General features: G+C 65.3%; 14 protein-coding genes. 13 read left to right on the top strand and 1 reads right to left on the bottom strand.

The window, feature by feature from the left end:
* Positions 1-101: 101 nt before the first annotated feature.
* The 12 genes from FBY20_RS03625 (at position 102) to FBY20_RS03575 (ending at position 13898) form a co-directional block, all read left to right on the top strand.
* Entirely contained in the window at positions 102-1922 is a 1821-nt protein-coding gene (locus FBY20_RS03625) for a bifunctional aspartate transaminase/aspartate 4-decarboxylase (RefSeq protein WP_142050095.1), read from the top strand.
* A 39-nt stretch (positions 1923-1961) separates the two neighbouring features.
* Positions 1962-3662 (top strand): aspartate-alanine antiporter, encoded by a 1701-nt coding sequence (gene aspT, locus FBY20_RS03620; RefSeq protein WP_142050092.1) that lies wholly within the window; start codon positions 1962-1964, stop codon positions 3660-3662.
* A gap of 206 nt (positions 3663-3868) precedes the next feature.
* A complete protein-coding gene (locus FBY20_RS03615; protein ID WP_056322285.1) occupies positions 3869-4510 on the top strand; it encodes a peroxiredoxin in 642 nt (213 codons plus the stop codon).
* A gap of 276 nt (positions 4511-4786) precedes the next feature.
* A complete protein-coding gene (locus FBY20_RS03610) occupies positions 4787-5752 on the top strand; it encodes a sulfate ABC transporter substrate-binding protein (RefSeq protein WP_240622239.1) in 966 nt (321 codons plus the stop codon).
* A 24-nt stretch (positions 5753-5776) separates the two neighbouring features.
* The gene (gene cysT, locus FBY20_RS03605; protein WP_056322290.1) at positions 5777-6667 is read left to right on the top strand and encodes a sulfate ABC transporter permease subunit CysT; all 891 of its coding nucleotides are present in this window, start codon (positions 5777-5779) and stop codon (positions 6665-6667) included.
* Positions 6664-7563, top strand: coding sequence for a sulfate ABC transporter permease subunit CysW (gene cysW, locus FBY20_RS03600; RefSeq protein WP_142050089.1), 900 nt, complete (start codon positions 6664-6666; stop codon positions 7561-7563). Before cysT ends, cysW begins: the two co-directional genes overlap by 4 nt.
* Positions 7564-7587: 24 nt before the next feature.
* The gene (locus FBY20_RS03595; protein ID WP_142050087.1) at positions 7588-8652 is read left to right on the top strand and encodes a sulfate/molybdate ABC transporter ATP-binding protein; all 1065 of its coding nucleotides are present in this window, start codon (positions 7588-7590) and stop codon (positions 8650-8652) included.
* Positions 8649-9392, top strand: a complete 744-nt coding sequence (locus FBY20_RS27900) for a phosphoadenylyl-sulfate reductase (RefSeq protein ID WP_255452226.1) — start codon at positions 8649-8651, stop codon at positions 9390-9392. The genes FBY20_RS03595 and FBY20_RS27900 overlap by 4 nt, the downstream gene beginning before the upstream one ends.
* Before the next feature lie 39 nt (positions 9393-9431).
* The gene (gene cysD / locus FBY20_RS27895) at positions 9432-10340 is read left to right on the top strand and encodes a sulfate adenylyltransferase subunit CysD (protein ID WP_152383782.1); all 909 of its coding nucleotides are present in this window, start codon (positions 9432-9434) and stop codon (positions 10338-10340) included.
* A 43-nt stretch (positions 10341-10383) separates the two neighbouring features.
* The gene (locus tag FBY20_RS03585) at positions 10384-11682 is read left to right on the top strand and encodes a sulfate adenylyltransferase subunit 1 (protein WP_062838618.1); all 1299 of its coding nucleotides are present in this window, start codon (positions 10384-10386) and stop codon (positions 11680-11682) included.
* A gap of 211 nt (positions 11683-11893) precedes the next feature.
* Complete coding sequence (locus FBY20_RS03580; protein ID WP_142050084.1) at positions 11894-13315, top strand: PA0069 family radical SAM protein; 1422 nt, start codon at positions 11894-11896, stop codon at positions 13313-13315.
* 76 nt (positions 13316-13391) lie between these two features.
* On the top strand, positions 13392-13898 hold the full coding sequence (locus FBY20_RS03575; RefSeq protein WP_142050081.1) for a hypothetical protein: 507 nt from the start codon (positions 13392-13394) through the stop codon (positions 13896-13898).
* Positions 13899-13917: 19 nt separating this feature from the next.
* On the opposite strand, the gene FBY20_RS03570 is transcribed toward FBY20_RS03575, so the two are convergent.
* Positions 13918-14790 (bottom strand): DMT family transporter, encoded by an 873-nt coding sequence (locus FBY20_RS03570; protein WP_142050078.1) that lies wholly within the window; start codon positions 14788-14790, stop codon positions 13918-13920.
* A gap of 212 nt (positions 14791-15002) precedes the next feature.
* Between FBY20_RS03570 and rplS the strand changes: the two genes are divergently transcribed.
* Entirely contained in the window at positions 15003-15383 is a 381-nt protein-coding gene (gene rplS / locus FBY20_RS03565) for a 50S ribosomal protein L19 (protein ID WP_056322312.1), read from the top strand.
* Positions 15384-15483 lie beyond the last annotated feature (100 nt).

The following is a 15483-nucleotide window of genomic DNA, read 5'->3' as shown; positions in this document are numbered from 1 at the left end:
AAAGCCGCGGCGTGCGGGTGCTACAGAGCAGAAAAGCGCGGCAATCGTAACGGCGCCGGTCTTCACGGCGTCGGCCAACAAGCTCATCAGGAGTACACAAAATGGCTTCCACTGCGCCCGTCACCGTCAGCCTGGCCTCGGCCTTGAAGACCACGCGTTCCCACCAGCGCGACCTGGAACAGTTGTCTCCGTTTGAACTGAAGGACTATCTGATCACGCTGGCCAAGGATAGCCAGCAATCGGCCGCCGCCACCATGCTGAACGCGGGCCGCGGCAATCCCAACTGGATCGCCACGGAACCGCGGGATGCATTTTTCCTGTTGGGCCGGTTTGCCATGAAAGAGGCGCGCCGGGTGCGCGACGAAGGCATCCTGGCGGGCATGCCGGCCAAGAAGGGGTGCGCCGACCGGCTGCGCAAGTTCCTCTCCAAGCACAAGGGTGAAGACGGCTACGACTTTCTGGTCGGGGTGCTGGAATACGGCGTGAAGATCAAGGGGTTTGATCCGGACGAATGGATCCATGAACTGACCGACAGCATCATCGGTGACCACTATCCCGTGCCTCCCCGGGCGCTGGTGCACATCGAGCAGATCATCCATGACTACCTCGTCAAGGAAATGTGCGATGGCCGCCCGCCCAAGGGCAAGTTCGATCTCTTCCCGGTGGAAGGCGGCACGGCGGCCATGTGCTACATCTTCGATTCGCTGATGGTCAACGGTCTGCTCAAGCAGGGCGACACCATTGCGCTGTTCCTGCCCACGTTCACGCCCTACATCGAGATTGCGCACCTCGAGCGCTTCCAGTTCAAGATCGTCGGCATCAATGCCAGCAGCATGCGCGCCGACGGCACGCACGATTGGCACTATCCGCCCTCGGAAATCGCCAAGCTGGAGGATCCCAAGATCAAGCTGGCGGTCACGGTGAACCCCAGCAACCCGCCCTCCGTCGCATTCAGTCCCGTCGAGATGAAGCAGATCGTGCGCCTGATCCGCAAGAATCCCGACCTGGTGCTGGTGACCGACGACGTCTATGGCACCTTCGTGCCGAACTTCCGGTCGCTGATGGCCGAGGTGCCGCAGAACACCATCTGCGTGTACTCCTTTTCAAAGAACTTCGGCTGCACCGGCTGGCGCCTGGGCGTCATCGCCACGCACGAGAACAACACGATGGACCGGCGCATCGCCGAGCTGCCCGCAGCGTGGAAAAAACGGCTGGACAAGCGCTACGGCGCCATGACGATGGAGCCGGAAAAACTGAAGTTCATTGACCGCCTGGTCGCTGACAGCCGGGATGTCGCCCTGAACCACACGGCCGGCCTATCGTTGCCGCAGCAGGTGCAGATGGGCTTTTTCGCGCTGTCGCATCTGCTGGACCTGAAGGACGCCTACAAGCATCTGACCATGCAGATCGTGCGCAGCCGGCGCGACGCGCTGTGGCGGGGGCTGGGCATTCCGATGCCGCCGGAAGATCCGATGCGGGGCTGGTACTACGTCGAACTGGACTTCATGGTCTGGGCCAAGGTCATGTATGGAGACGCCTTCTGCAAATACATGATCGACAACTACGAACCGGTGGACTTCCTGTTCCGCCTGGCGGAGAAGTCGGGGGTCGTGCTGATGGACGGCGGCGGCTTCGGCGGCCCGCCGTGGTCGATCCGGATTTCGCTGGCCAACCTGGACGATGGGGACTACGCCAAGATCGGCAAGTACATGGTCGAATCCGCGACCGAATATGTCGAGGCGTGGAAGTCGTCTGAACTGGTGCGTTCCGGCCCCACCGCGGGCAAGGGCCAGACGGTCAAGGCATCTGCCGCCAAGAAGCGCGTCCCGGCTGGCAAGACGGCGGCCAAGAAGGCCGTGAAGAAGGCGGTGAAGAAGGCCGATACGGCTGCGAAGTCGGCAAAGAAGGCCGCCGCGAAGTAGGCGGCCGCAACGCAGGCAACAACAGGGCGGCGTGAACTCATGACGTGTTCGGTCGGGTTTTTCAATAGCGTCCCCATCGCGGTGTTGTTCGTCACGGTGGGCTTGGGATACCTGATCGGCAAGCTGAAGGTCGGGCCGATACAGCTAGGCGGGGTGTGCGGCACGCTCATCGTCGCCCTGCTGATCGGCCAGACCGGCTGCCAGATGCGCGGCGACCTGAAGGAGGTCGCGTTCGCCCTGTTCATCTTTGCCATGGGCTACTCCGGCGGCCCCCAGTTCTTCGCCAACCTCAACCGGTCCAGCCTGCGCTTTGTGGCGCTGCCGCTCATCGAGGCGGTGCTGGTCTTGACGATCGTGCTGACGGCCGTGCCGCTGTTCGGGCTGGATGCCGGCACCGCCGCGGGCCTGGCGGCCGGTGCGGCGACGGAATCGGCGGTCGTTGGCACCGCCGCCGAGGCGCTCAAGCACCTGGGGCTGCCGGAGGCCGAGGTGCAGCGCATGGAGGCCAACATCGCCACGGCCTACACGCTGACCTACCTGGTGGGCCTCATCAGCATCGTGTTCTTCACCAGCCAGGTGGCGCCCGCGCTGCTGCGCATCAACCTGCGCGAGGCGTCCAAGGCGCTGGAGGCCCAGCTGGGCGCCACGCCCGGCGACAACGACGAAGCCAGCCTGCCGACGCTGCCGCGTCTGGTGGGACGCGCCCACGTGGTCAAGGACGTGGACGGCAAACGGGTCGCCGACGTGGAGGCCGAGTTGGGCGGGCGCACGGTGGTCAGCCGCGTCCTGCGCAATGGCGAGGCGGTCGATGCCACGCCCGATTATGTGCTGGCGACCGGCGATATCGTGGTGGTGCTGGGACTGCGCCGTTTTGCGTTGCGGGCCGGATCGGTGATCGGCCCGGAGATCCAGTTGCCCGAGGCGCACGCGGACGACCTGCAATTGAGCGAGCTGCAAGTCATTGTCAGCAAGAAGACCGTCAATGGTCATACGGTGGGCGAGCTGGCCAAGCGTCCCAACGCCCGGCGCGCGCGTGGCGTGTTCCTGCAATCCATTACGCGGTCGGGGCACGTGCTGCCCCTGACCCCCGCGACGGTCGTGCAATACGGCGATCTGGTCACCCTGGTGGGCGCGGAGCCGGAGCTGTCCGAGGCGGGCGCGGCGCTGGGATCCGAACTGCGCCGCAGCGGCGTGACCGACCTGGTCTTTCTGGCGTTCGGCATTCTTGCCGGGCTGATGATCGGCAGCCTGGGGGCAAGGCTGTGGGGGATTCCGGTATCGCTGGGCAGCGGGGGCGGGGCGCTGGTCAGCGGCCTGGCGTGCGGCTGGATCAATGCGAAGCGGCCGTCGATCGGACACATGCCGGCCCATGCCGTGCAATTGCTCAAGGACCTGGGACTGGCGATCTTCGTGGCCTGCGTGGGCCTGTCGGCCGGGCCGGATGCGCTGTCGCTGATCCGCGAGCATGGCGCGGTGCTGCCCGTGATCGGCCTGTTGGTGTCGCTGGGGCCTGCGTGCCTGTCGCTCTGGGTGGGACACAAGCTGTTGAAGATCGAAGGGCCGCTGCTGGTGGGCGCCATTGCCGGGCAGCATGTCAGCACGCCGGCCATCAGCGCCATCCTGACAGCCAGCGGCAGTTCGGTGCCCCTCTTGGGTTACACGGTGACATACGCCATCGCCAACGTGCTGCTGCCGGTGCTGGGGCCGATCATCGTGTCGCTGGCGTACCACCTGGGCTGAGGGTATTTGGTCCGGGGGGCGGGATGGCGCAAAGCCTGCTGCGAATATTGCATAAGGTTATATGACTTGCGTATTTCCCCGCCTGTTGGTTTGATGGAAGAATCGTTTCACACGCGGTCACCGCCGCCCCGAAACGCGATTGCCCGCTGCGGTCCAAGCCGGACCGGCGGCCGGTCCCATCAACTGAATCCCGTACAGGAGACATCATGAGTCAACTACGCCTGGGCGACACCGCCCCTGATTTCGAGCAGGAATCCTCGGCTGGCAAGATCCGCTTCCACGAGTACCTGGGCAACAGCTGGGGGGTGCTTTTCTCGCATCCGGCCGATTTCACGCCCGTCTGCACGACCGAGCTGGGCTACACCGCCAAGCTGGCCGACGAGTTCGCCAAGCGCAACGTGAAGGTTCTGGCCCTGTCGGTCGATGGCGCCGATTCGCACGCCAAGTGGATCGAAGACATCAACGACACGCAATCGACGACGGTCAACTTTCCGATCATCGCCGACAAGGACCGCAAGGTCTCCGAGCTGTACGACATGATCCACCCGAATGCCAGCGCCACGGCGACCGTGCGTTCGGTGTTCGTCATCGATCCGAACAAGAAGGTCCGCCTGACCATCACGTATCCCGCCAGCACGGGCCGCAATTTCAATGAGATCCTGCGCGTCATCGATTCGCTGCAACTGACCGACAGCCACAGCGTGGCCACGCCGGTCAATTGGGAAGACGGCGACGACGTGATCATTGTTCCTTCCCTGCAGGACGAAGCGGTCATCAAGGAGAAGTTCCCCAAGGGCTACAAGGCCGTGCGTCCGTACCTGCGCATCACGCCGCAACCGAATAAGTAAATACGAAAAACAGGGGGTGCGCGCTGCCGCTTCAGCGCGCCGGATAACCACCCGGACCGCCGCAATCTTCATAGAGGATTGCGGCGGTTTTTCGTTGCTGGGACGCGCGTCCTATATGCCTCTTGGCGATGAGCAATCAAAAAATGATTCGTTCCGTTCAGATCGGCCTGCCCGCAAACTTGCCTCCACATTGCAGATCACAGGGAGCAGGGCATGTCTTTCAGGAAAGCCGGTTGGTTGGCCGCCTTGGCCGCAGTCACGGTGTCGTTTGCCGCGATGGCGCCCGCGCAGGCACAGCAGAAGCAGACGCTGTTGAACGTGTCCTACGATCCGACGCGCGAACTCTATCGCGCCATCGATGACGCCTTCGTCAAGCAGTACAAGGAAAAGGCCAACGTCGATCTGACGATCCGCCAGTCGCACGGCGGGTCCGGCCGCCAGGCGCGTTCGGTCATCGACGGCCTGGAAGCCGACGTGGTGACGCTGGCGCTGGCCTACGACATCGACGCCATTGCCGACCGCGGCCTGCTGCCCGAGAACTGGCAGACCCGCCTGCCGCAGAACAGCTCGCCGTACACGTCCACCATCGTGTTCCTGGTGCGCAAGGGCAACCCGAAGCAGATCAAGGACTGGGACGATCTGGTCAAGGACGGCGTGCAGGTCATCACCCCGAATCCCAAGACCTCGGGCGGCGCCCGCTGGAACTACCTGGCCGCGTGGGCCTACGCGCTGGAAAAGAACGGCGGCAGCGAGGACAAGGCGCGCGCCTTCGTCGGCGACCTGCTCAAGCACGTGCCGGTGCTGGATACCGGCGCGCGCGGCGCCACCACGACGTTCGTGGAGCGCGGCGTGGGCGACGTGCTGCTGGCCTGGGAGAACGAGGCGTTCCTGGCCCTGGAGGAACTGGGCCCGGACAAGTTCGACATCGTGGTGCCGTCGCTGTCCATCCTGGCCGAACCGCCGGTGGCCATCGTCGACAAGGTCGTGGACAAGAAGGGCACCCGCGCCGCCGCGCAGGCCTATCTGGAATTCCTGTACACCCCGGCCGCCCAGGAAATCATCGCCAAGAATTACTACCGTCCGCTGGACAAGACGGTCGCCGCCAAATACGAGGCGAAGTTCCCCAAGGTCAAGCTCGTCACTATCGACGACAAGATCTTCGGCGGCTGGCGCAAGGCGCAGAAGGACCACTTCAGCGACGGCGGCACCTTCGATCAGATCTACCAGCCGCAGAAGAAATAACGGCATCACGTTCGGACGACGGCCATGACTTCAGCCTCGAACCCGGTGGCAAACGGCGCGCAAGCGCCTTTTGCCGCTCGGCGCAACAGCCCGGGCGTGCTGCCCGGATTTGGCATTTCCATGGGCTACGCGGTGCTGTATCTCAGCGTGCTCGTGCTGATCCCGCTTGCCGCCTTGCCCATCAAGAGCGCCGGCCTGGGATGGCAAGGCTTCTGGGACGCGGTCACCGCGCCGCGGGTGCTGGCCTCTTATAAGCTGACCTTCGGCGCCTCGTTCATCGCTGCGCTGGTGAACCTGGTGTTCGGCACGGTGGTTGCGTGGGTGCTGGTGCGCTACCGCTTTCCCGGCAAGAAGATCCTGGACGCGCTGGTCGACCTGCCTTTCGCGCTGCCCACCGCCGTGGCGGGCATTGCCCTGACCGCGCTGTACTCGCAGAAGGGCTGGCTGGGCGGGCCGTTGTCGGAATGGTTTGGCCTGAAGGTGGCGTTCACGCCGCTGGGCATCGTCATCGCGCTCATCTTCATCGGCGTGCCGTTCGTCGTCCGTACGGTGCAGCCCGTGCTTGAAGATGTGGAGCGCGAAATCGAAGAGGCCGCCGCCAGCCTGGGCGCGGACCGCTGGCAGACCTTCCGTCGCGTGCTGCTGCCGACCATCACGCCCGCGCTGATGACGGGCTTTGCGCTGGCGTTTGCGCGCGCGGTGGGCGAGTACGGATCGGTGGTGTTCATTGCGGGCAACATGCCCATGGTGTCCGAGATCACGCCGCTGCTGATCATTTCCAAGCTGGAGCAGTTCGACTACGCCGGCGCGGCCGCCATCGCGACCGTGATGCTGGTGCTGTCGTTCGTGCTGCTGCTCGTCATCAATCTGTTGCAGGGCTGGCAGGCGCGCCGCGGCCTGGGGAGGCTGTCATGAGCGCACCGGATCGTCCCGCGCATCTGACCGAGCCGCGCTGGGTGCGCGGCGTTCTGCTGTTCATCGCGCTGGGGTTTCTGGCGCTCTTTCTGCTGGTGCCGCTGGCGGCCGTGTTTGCCGAGGCCTTCCGGAAGGGATGGGCGCTGTACCTGGACGCCATCGTCGAACCGGACGCGCTGGCGGCGATCCGTCTGACGCTGCTGGTCGCGGCAATCGCCTTGCCGGTCAATCTGGTGTTCGGCGTGGCGGCGGCCTGGGCCATCACCAAGTTCCAGTTCCGCGGCAAGCAGTTCCTCATCACGCTGATCGACCTGCCGTTCTCGGTCTCGCCCGTGGTGGCGGGCCTGGTGTTCGTGTTGCTGTTCGGCTCGCAGGGCTGGTTTGGCGAGTGGCTGCAGGCGCACGACATCAAGATCGTCTATGCGGTGCCCGGCATCATTCTCGCGACGTTGTTCGTGACGTTCCCGTTCGTGGCGCGCGAACTGATCCCGCTGATGCAGGCGCAGGGCAGCGAGGAAGAGCAGGCCGCGCTGACGCTGGGCGCAAGCGGCTGGCAGATCTTCTGGCGTGTGACGCTGCCGAACATCAAGTGGGGCCTGCTGTACGGCGCCATCCTGTGCAACGCGCGGGCGATGGGCGAGTTCGGGGCGGTGTCGGTGGTGTCCGGGCAGATCCGGGGTCTGACCAACACGATGACCTTGCATGTGGAGATTCTCTACAACGAATACCAGTATTCCGCGGCGTTCGCCGTCGCCTCGCTGCTGGCCTTGCTGGCGCTGGTGACCCTGGTGGCGAAGAACGTGGTCGAGTGGCGCAACGCGCGCCTTCTGCAGGGCGCCGACCAGCCGGTGGAGTATCCCGGCCCCGCGGTTGCCATCAACCCGGCGGCCGCCTGACGGGCCGGGCAAGGAGACATAGGCATGAGTATCGAAGTACGCAATCTATCCAAGCGCTTCGGCCAGTTCCGGGCGCTGGACGATGTGTCGCTGCACATCGAGACTGGCGAGCTGGTGGCGCTGCTGGGGCCGTCGGGCTGCGGCAAGACCACGCTCTTGCGCATCATCGCCGGGCTGGAATCGGCCGATTCGGGCAGCGTGCTGTTCGCGGGCGAAGACGCCACGGCCGTGGACGTGCGCCAGCGCCAGGTCGGATTCGTGTTCCAGCACTACGCGCTGTTCAAGCACATGACGGTGTTCGAGAACGTGGCCTTCGGCCTGCGCATCAAGCACCGCTCGCAGCGTCCGTCCGAGGATCAGATCAAGCGCAAGGTGCATGACCTGCTGAGCCTGGTGCAACTGGACTGGCTGGCCGACCGCTATCCGGCGCAGCTGTCGGGCGGGCAGCGTCAGCGCATCGCCCTGGCGCGGGCGCTGGCGGTCGAGCCGCGCGTGCTGCTGCTCGATGAGCCCTTCGGCGCGCTGGACGCCAAGGTGCGCAAGGAGCTGCGCCGCTGGCTGCGGCGGCTGCACGACGAACTGCACGTGGCCAGCGTGTTCGTCACACACGATCAGGAAGAGGCGCTGGAAGTCTCGGACCGCGTGGTGCTGATGAACGCCGGCCGCATCGAGCAGGTGGGCACGCCGCGCGAGGTCTGGGAAAGTCCGGCCACGCCGTTCGTCTACGGATTCCTGGGCGACGTGAATCAACTGCAAGGCACCGCCACGCGCGGGGTGTGGGAAGGCGCCGGCCTGTCGCTGCCGGCCCCGGAACTGGCGCAGGCCGACGCGCAGCGCGCCACGGCCTACGTGCGGCCGCATGAGTTCGAGGTTGAGCGCTACCGCGCCGGCGCCGAGGGCATTGCCGTTCGGCTGTCTCACGCCTATCTGGCGGGCCCCAGCGCATACCTGGAACTGGCGCGCCAGGACTCGGACGCCATCATCGAGGCCGAGGTGCCCGAATCCCTTTATCAGCAACTGAATCTGCAGGATGGCGAGATCCTGCTGGCGCGTCCCCGGCGCGCCCGTATTTTCGCGGTGCAACCATGACCACAACGGAACTCACTTCAGAACTTGAACCAGCCCTGGCGGCGCGCTGGCGCGACTTGACCGGGCGGCTGGCGGACATCCGCCGGCGTTACCCGGATGCCGCGCTGGCCTCGTCTTTGGCGGCCGAGGACATGGTGCTGACGCATGCCATCTACAGCTCGGACCTGGATCTTGAGGTCTTCACGCTGGACACGGGCCGGCTGCATGCCGAGACGCTGGGCGTGCTGGATGCGGTGCGCGACCGCTACGGCCGCGAGATCACGGTGTACCGGCCCGTGCAGACGGCGGTCGACGAACACGTCGCCGCGCATGGCGCCCATGCTTTCTACGAAAGCGTCGAGTTGCGCAAGGCCTGTTGCCAGATCCGCAAGGTCGAGCCGCTCAAGCGCGCGCTGGCCGGCCGCGGCGCCTGGATCACCGGACAGCGGCGCGCGCAGTCCACGACGCGCGGCGAGCTGCTGCTCGAAGAGGACGACAAGACCTTCGGCCTCTACAAATTCAACCCGCTGGCCGAGTGGAGCGAGGACGACATCTGGTCCGCCATCCGCGCGCTCGGCATTCCCTACAACCCGCTGCACGACCAGGGCTACCCGTCCATCGGTTGCGAACCCTGTACGCGCGCCATCCGCCCCGGCGAGGACCTGCGGGCAGGGCGGTGGTGGTGGGAATCGTCCGACTCGAAGGAATGCGGCCTGCACGCGGGCAACCGGGTCATCACCATTGCGGCGCGCGCCGATTGAGCGCGGCCATGAATTCAAAATCGTTTTAGGGGAAAACCTATGTCTGCTGTTATTCAACGCAGCCACCTGGATTGGCTGGAATCGGAAGCGATCTTCATCCTGCGCGAAGTCGCGGCCGAATGCGAAAAGCCCGTCCTGCTTTTTTCGGGGGGCAAGGATTCCGTGGTGCTGCTGCGCCTGGCCGAAAAGGCCTTCCGGCCAGGCCGCTTCCCGTTTCCGCTGATGCACATCGACACCGCCCACAACTTCGACGAGGTGATCGCGTTTCGCGATGCCCGCGCGGCCGAGCTGGGCGAGACGCTGATCGTGCGCAGCGTCGAGGATTCGATCAAGCGCGGCAGCGTCGTGCTGCGCCGCGAGACCGACTCGCGCAACGCGGCCCAGGCGGTGACGCTGCTGGAGGCCATCGAGGAATTCGGCTTTGACGCCTGCATCGGCGGCGCGCGCCGCGACGAGGAAAAGGCGCGCGCCAAGGAACGCATCTTTTCGTTCCGCGACGAGTTCGGCCAATGGGATCCCAAGGCCCAGCGTCCCGAGCTCTGGAGCCTGTTCAACACGCGCGTGCATCGCGGCGAGAACATGCGCGTCTTCCCGATCTCGAACTGGACCGAGCTGGACGTCTGGCAGTACATCCAGCGCGAACAGCTGGCGCTGCCCTCGATCTATTTCGCGCACGAGCGCGAAGTGGTGCGCCGCAAGGGTCTGCTGGTGCCCGTCACCCGTCTGACGCCGCCGGCCGAGGGCGAACAGGTCGAACGCCTGTCGGTCCGGTTCCGCACGGTGGGCGATATCTCGTGCACGTGCCCGGTCGCCTCCGACGCCGGCGACACCATGGCCATCATCGCCGAGACCGCCGTGACGGACATCACCGAGCGCGGCGCCACGCGCATGGACGACCAGACTTCCGAGGCCTCCATGGAGCGCCGCAAGAAGGAAGGCTATTTCTGAACGAAAAGACGCGCCGGCGCATGCCGGCGTCTGGGGGAACCACATGAACGCACTGAACGATTCCTTTCTTTCCGGCGCCGACACCGGCGTGCTGCGCCTGATCACGGCGGGCTCCGTCGACGATGGCAAGTCCACGCTGATCGGCCGCCTGCTGTATGACAGCAAGGGCGTGTTTGCCGACCAGCTCGATGCGATCTCGCGCGCCAAGCACAAGCGCGTCGCGGGCGACGGCATCGATTTCTCGCTGCTGACGGACGGCCTGGAAGCCGAACGCGAGCAGGGCATCACCATCGACGTGGCGTACCGCTACTTTTCGACGCCCACGCGCAAATTCATCATCGCCGATGCGCCGGGGCACGAGCAGTACACGCGCAACATGGTGACTGGCGCATCGACCGCGGATGTCGCGGTCATCCTCATCGACGCGACCCGCGCCGCCGACGGCAAGCTGCTGCCGCAGACCAAGCGGCACAGCACCATCGCGCGCCTTTTGGGCATACGCCACATCGTCGTCGCGGTGAACAAGATGGACCTGGTGAACTGGGACCGCGCCGTCTTCGAACGCATCCGCGACGCCTATGCGGACCTGGCCGGCAAGCTGGGCATCGCGCATTTCGACGCATTGCCGTTGTCGGCGCTGAGCGGCGACAACGTCGTCACGCTGTCCGGCAAGACGCCCTGGTACGACGGGCAGCCGCTGCTCGCGCTCCTGGAGTCGCTGGATTTGTCGGGCGACGGCCGCGCGTTGCCGCTGCGTTTTCCGGTGCAGTGGGTTGCGCGTCATGGCGGCGAGCGCGCCGATGATTTCCGCGGCTACGCGGGCCGGCTCGCCAGTGGCGTGGTGCGCCCGGGAGACGCGGTGACGGTGCAGCCTTCTGGCGTGACGGCGGTGGTGCAGGAAGTGCGCGCATTCGACCGCACGCTTGACGAAGCGGTGGCGGGCGACTCCATCACGCTGGTGCTGGACCGCGATGTCGACGTGTCGCGCGGTGACGTGATCGTGCACACGGCCGCGCCGGCGCAGGTGTCGCGCGAGTTCGAAGCCGAGCTGTGCTGGCTGGACGCGCAGGCCTTGAATCCGGCGCGCAAGTATCTGCTCAAGTCGGGCACGCGCCTGACGTCGGCGAAGGTGCGTGCGGTGCTGTCGCATCGGGACATCCACGAACTGCAGGAAGTCGAGAACACCGAAGGCACGCTGCGCATGAACGACATCGGACGCGTGACGCTCACCACGCGCGAGTCGCTCGCGGTCGATCGTTATGACGATGTGGCGGCAACCGGCGCGTTCATTCTGATCGACGAGGCCACGCATCAGACGGCTGCCGCCGGCATGCTGCGGTAAGCCGCAAACAGGGGCGAAATCGCTGAATTTCGCGCCCGATTTTCGTGTTGTTTTTCGTCCAAACCTAGTGTTGGCGCGGGTTTCCGGGCGATATCGCAAGATGAAATCGAATTGTTCAGACGATGTCTTCTTCTTGCGGTAAAGTTGGGCTGTCTGACGAAAAGGCTTTTGGTGCTTGTCAAAACCACTGTGTTTTTGTACAGTAGTTTTTATGGCACGCACCGATCATTCTTTTCCCGCCGGTTCTGGGTCCCCGGCTGCCGCCCCCGCCGCCTTGCGCGGTCGGGGTGCGGTTACTAATGTTCGGCATCGCTTTCAGCGCGATGACCGCGTCCAGGTCGACGATGGCTGGTCCGCTTCCGGTCTGCCGGCCGACTTCATCGATTCCGTCCCCGATAACGCCCCGGATGCTGGCGACGCCGCCCGTTCTTCCGCCCGCTCGTCCGTTATCCCCATCCTGCCCGACACCCGCTGCGCGCCGCCCGCACCCAAGACCACGGTCACTGCGGAAGAAGCGCGCAAGATCCTGTCGCGCAACGACTCCCCGGACATCCCCTTCGAGGTCGCCGCCAACCCGTATCGCGGCTGCGAGCACGGTTGCGTGTATTGCTATGCCCGGCCCACGCATTCCTATCTGGGCTATTCGCCCGGGCTGGACTTCGAAACCCGCCTGGTCGCCAAGGCCAACGCCGTGCAAGCGCTGCGCGCCGAACTGTCCCGGCCCGGCTACAAGCCGTCGCCCATCAACATTGGCTCGGCCACCGACGCCTACCAGCCCATCGAACGCGACTGGCGCCTGACGCGGGGCATGCTTGAGCTCATGCTCGAAACCCGGCATCCGGTCACCATCGTCACCAAGAACGCGTTGGTCGCCCGCGACCTGGACCTGCTGGCGGCCCTCGCGCAGCAGAACCTCGTGGTGGTCTACATCAGCATCACCACGCTGGATGCCGGCATGGCCCGCACGCTGGAGCCCCGCGCCGCCGCGCCGTGGCGCCGCCTTGAAGCGGTGCGCAGCCTGACCGACGCCGGCGTGCCGGTGGGCGTGCTGGTGGCCCCGGTCATTCCGTTCATCAACGACGAATCCATGGAACACATCCTCCAGGAGGCCAAGGCCGCCGGCGCGCACTACGCCAGCTACACGGTCCTGCGCCTGCCCTGGGAGGTCAAAACCCTGTTCGAAGACTGGCTCAACGCCCACTATCCCGACCGCGCGCAGCGCGTCCTGCATCGCATCGAAGACTTGCGCAACGGCCGCCGCAACGATCCCAACTTCGGGTCGCGCATGCGCGGAACGGGCATTTGGGCCGACCTGCTGCGCCAGCGTTTTGCGGTGGCCACGCGCAAGCTGGGGCTCAACCGCACCCGCCTGTCGCTCGATTGCAGCCGCTTCGCGCCGCCCGTGGGGCCTGGCGTTTCGGCGTCGTTTTTCGACGCTGCGTCCGCGGCTGCGGTTGCGGCTCCGCCGGGTGATGCCGGCGGCGCCGACTCCGATTTTCCATCCCCGGCTGGCGCGAAAGCGTCTTCAGGGGTCCCTTTTCCGGGTGGTTTGCCCGCGGTCAGCGGCGCGTACGGGCGCGGTGCGCGCCAGTTGCGCGCCATGGCCGCCGGCCAATTGTCTTTGTTCGACTGACCGCAGGCTGCCGTTGCCTCGGGTGCATGCCAGGGCGAATCGCCTCGGCGCTGGAACGTTTATCCAAGGAGTTCCCATGAACACCGCTGATTTTTCCGTCCTGCAGGATGAGCTCGCCGATTCCCTGAATCCGCTGCGCCGTGGCGCCAACCGCGCCCGCGCGTTCTGCGCCAGCCTGACGGGCATGGCCTTGCCCTGGAGCGGTTCGGCCTCTGGCCCGCGCATGCGTGCCACCCGCATGCCCGCCCGCTGGCCGTTCCCGCCGGCGCCCACGCCTGAGGAAGTGGCCATCAGTCCTGCGGCAGGCGGTCCTGCGGCAGGCGGTCCTGCGGCAGGCGGCCCTGCGGCAGGCGCTCCCGCGGTCGACACCCCGGCGAGCGTTTCGGCTCCGGCCGCCGCTCCCGCTCCCGCAGCCGTGCCGGTCGCCTTGGGCGCGCGCGATCACAGCATCGGTGATGCCAAGGCTCAGCCCATTGCCAACCAGCTCACCATGAAAGCCATGATCACGGACGTCGTGCTGGTGTTGGCCTGGGGCGCAATGATTCCCGGCCTGATGTGGTTGGGCGTGGCGGGCGGATTCTGAAAAGGCCGCCAAGCGGCGGTCAGCTCGATCCCAACAGGATCACGCCCGCCAGAATGGACACGCAACCGGCCAGACGGCCGACGCCCACTTTTTCACGCAGCAGGAACATGCCGGCCAGGGTGCCGAGCATCATGGACATTTCGCGGGCAGGGGCCACAAGGCTCAGCGGCGCGCCGTTGCGCAATGCATACAGCACCAGGATGTACCCCAGCGGCGACAGAAAACCCACGGCCAGCGCCAGGTGCCAATGTCCGCGCATGGCTTCCCACGAATGCGTGGGGCGGCGCAGCATGTGGGGCGTCATCATCGCGGTGCGGGTTACACAGGTGAACCAGTCGAACAGCACCGGGCTGATCAGCAGCACTTTCACACCGTACGCGTCCACTACCGTATAGGCGGCGATGAACAGGCCGATCACCACACCCCACCGCACGCCGATCCACGCCTGCGGCTGCTTGAAGATGGCAAGCCGTCCCTGGGTGGCGATCAGCAGCACCCCGGCCACCACGCACAGCATGCCCGCAATCCCGGTGTGGGTGGCTGGCTCGCCCAATAGCAGGAAGGCGCCCGTGGTGGAAAGCAACGGGCCGGTGCCCCGGGCAATCGGATACACCACGGACAGGTCGGCCACCTGGTAGCCGCGTTGCAGGCACAGGCTGTAGCCCAGATGCAACAGGCTGGACGCCAGGATTGCCCCGACGACGGGCCAGGTCCAGTTCATGCCGTCGTGCATCAACACCCAGATCACCCAGGGCGCGTACAGCACCGAGGCGCACAGGCCGTATGCGAAGACGAAGGGCGCGCCCACCATGGCCGCGCGCTTGGCAAGGAGGTTCCACGTGGCGTGGGCCATCGCCGCCAGGACGACCAATAACAGGGACGAGTACGACATGAGGGAACAGCGTCAGATGACGTGTTTGTTACAGGGAGTTGGAAGGGTACCGCAAACCATGCTCAAGCCGCACATGTTACCCGAGGCTTAGCGGAATTTTTGGTGTAGAATCATTGGTTTGCCAAATCTCATCCTCTGCTTGCGGCATAGCACTCACAATACTGAACGGCAAAAGTATTACCCCGCAAAGGCATGATGATCTAGGAGTTCACATGAACCTCATCGCTATCCTGGAACAGGAAGAAATTGCCCGTCTGACCGGCGGTCAAGCCAAGCCTGAATTTGCTCCTGGTGACACCGTCATCGTGAGCGTCAACGTTGTCGAAGGCACCCGCAAGCGCGTGCAGGCTTTCGAAGGCGTTGTGATTGCCAAGCGCAATCGCGGTCTGAACTCCGCGTTCACCGTGCGCAAGATTTCGTCGGGTGAAGCCGTGGAACGTACGTTCCAGCTGTACTCGCCGCAAATCGCCAGCATCGAAGTGAAGCGCCGCGGCGACGTGCGCCGCGCCAAGCTGTACTACCTGCGCTCGCGCTCGGGCAAGTCGGCTCGCATCAAGGAAAAGCTGGTCAGCAAGCAAGCCAACGCGGCTTGATCGCTTATCGGTACACGGCCCTGCCAGTGTCGGACGTACACGCCAACCCGCGTTTCCGTCCGGCACGGGTTTCCGGGTTAAAAAGGCACCTGCGAGGGTG

Origin of the sequence: Achromobacter sp. SLBN-14, from assembly GCF_006715415.1 — a bacterium.
In the GTDB taxonomy this organism is placed as follows: Bacteria; Pseudomonadota; Gammaproteobacteria; order Burkholderiales; family Burkholderiaceae_B; genus Achromobacter; species Achromobacter mucicolens.
Note: the sequence above shows the minus strand (reverse complement) of the source record. Positions and strands in the feature narration are given on the sequence as shown.

Excerpts from the sequence above, each read along its gene's own strand:
- FBY20_RS03625 (WP_142050095.1), top strand. The coding sequence starts at position 102 with ATGGCTTCCACTGCGCCCGTCACCGTCAGCCTGGCCTCGGCCTTGAAG.
- aspT (WP_142050092.1), top strand. The coding sequence starts at position 1,962 with ATGACGTGTTCGGTCGGGTTTTTCAATAGCGTCCCCATCGCGGTGTTG.
- FBY20_RS03615 (WP_056322285.1), top strand. The coding sequence starts at position 3,869 with ATGAGTCAACTACGCCTGGGCGACACCGCCCCTGATTTCGAGCAGGAA.
- FBY20_RS03610 (WP_240622239.1), top strand. The coding sequence starts at position 4,787 with ATGGCGCCCGCGCAGGCACAGCAGAAGCAGACGCTGTTGAACGTGTCC.
- cysT (WP_056322290.1), top strand. The coding sequence starts at position 5,777 with ATGACTTCAGCCTCGAACCCGGTGGCAAACGGCGCGCAAGCGCCTTTT.
- cysW (WP_142050089.1), top strand. The coding sequence starts at position 6,664 with ATGAGCGCACCGGATCGTCCCGCGCATCTGACCGAGCCGCGCTGGGTG.
- FBY20_RS03595 (WP_142050087.1), top strand. The coding sequence starts at position 7,588 with ATGAGTATCGAAGTACGCAATCTATCCAAGCGCTTCGGCCAGTTCCGG.
- FBY20_RS27900 (WP_255452226.1), top strand. The coding sequence starts at position 8,649 with ATGACCACAACGGAACTCACTTCAGAACTTGAACCAGCCCTGGCGGCG.
- cysD (WP_152383782.1), top strand. The coding sequence starts at position 9,432 with ATGTCTGCTGTTATTCAACGCAGCCACCTGGATTGGCTGGAATCGGAA.
- FBY20_RS03585 (WP_062838618.1), top strand. The coding sequence starts at position 10,384 with ATGAACGCACTGAACGATTCCTTTCTTTCCGGCGCCGACACCGGCGTG.
- FBY20_RS03580 (WP_142050084.1), top strand. The coding sequence starts at position 11,894 with ATGGCACGCACCGATCATTCTTTTCCCGCCGGTTCTGGGTCCCCGGCT.
- FBY20_RS03575 (WP_142050081.1), top strand. The coding sequence starts at position 13,392 with ATGAACACCGCTGATTTTTCCGTCCTGCAGGATGAGCTCGCCGATTCC.
- FBY20_RS03570 (WP_142050078.1), bottom strand. The coding sequence starts at position 14,790 with ATGTCGTACTCGTCCCTGTTATTGGTCGTCCTGGCGGCGATGGCCCAC.
- rplS (WP_056322312.1), top strand. The coding sequence starts at position 15,003 with ATGAACCTCATCGCTATCCTGGAACAGGAAGAAATTGCCCGTCTGACC.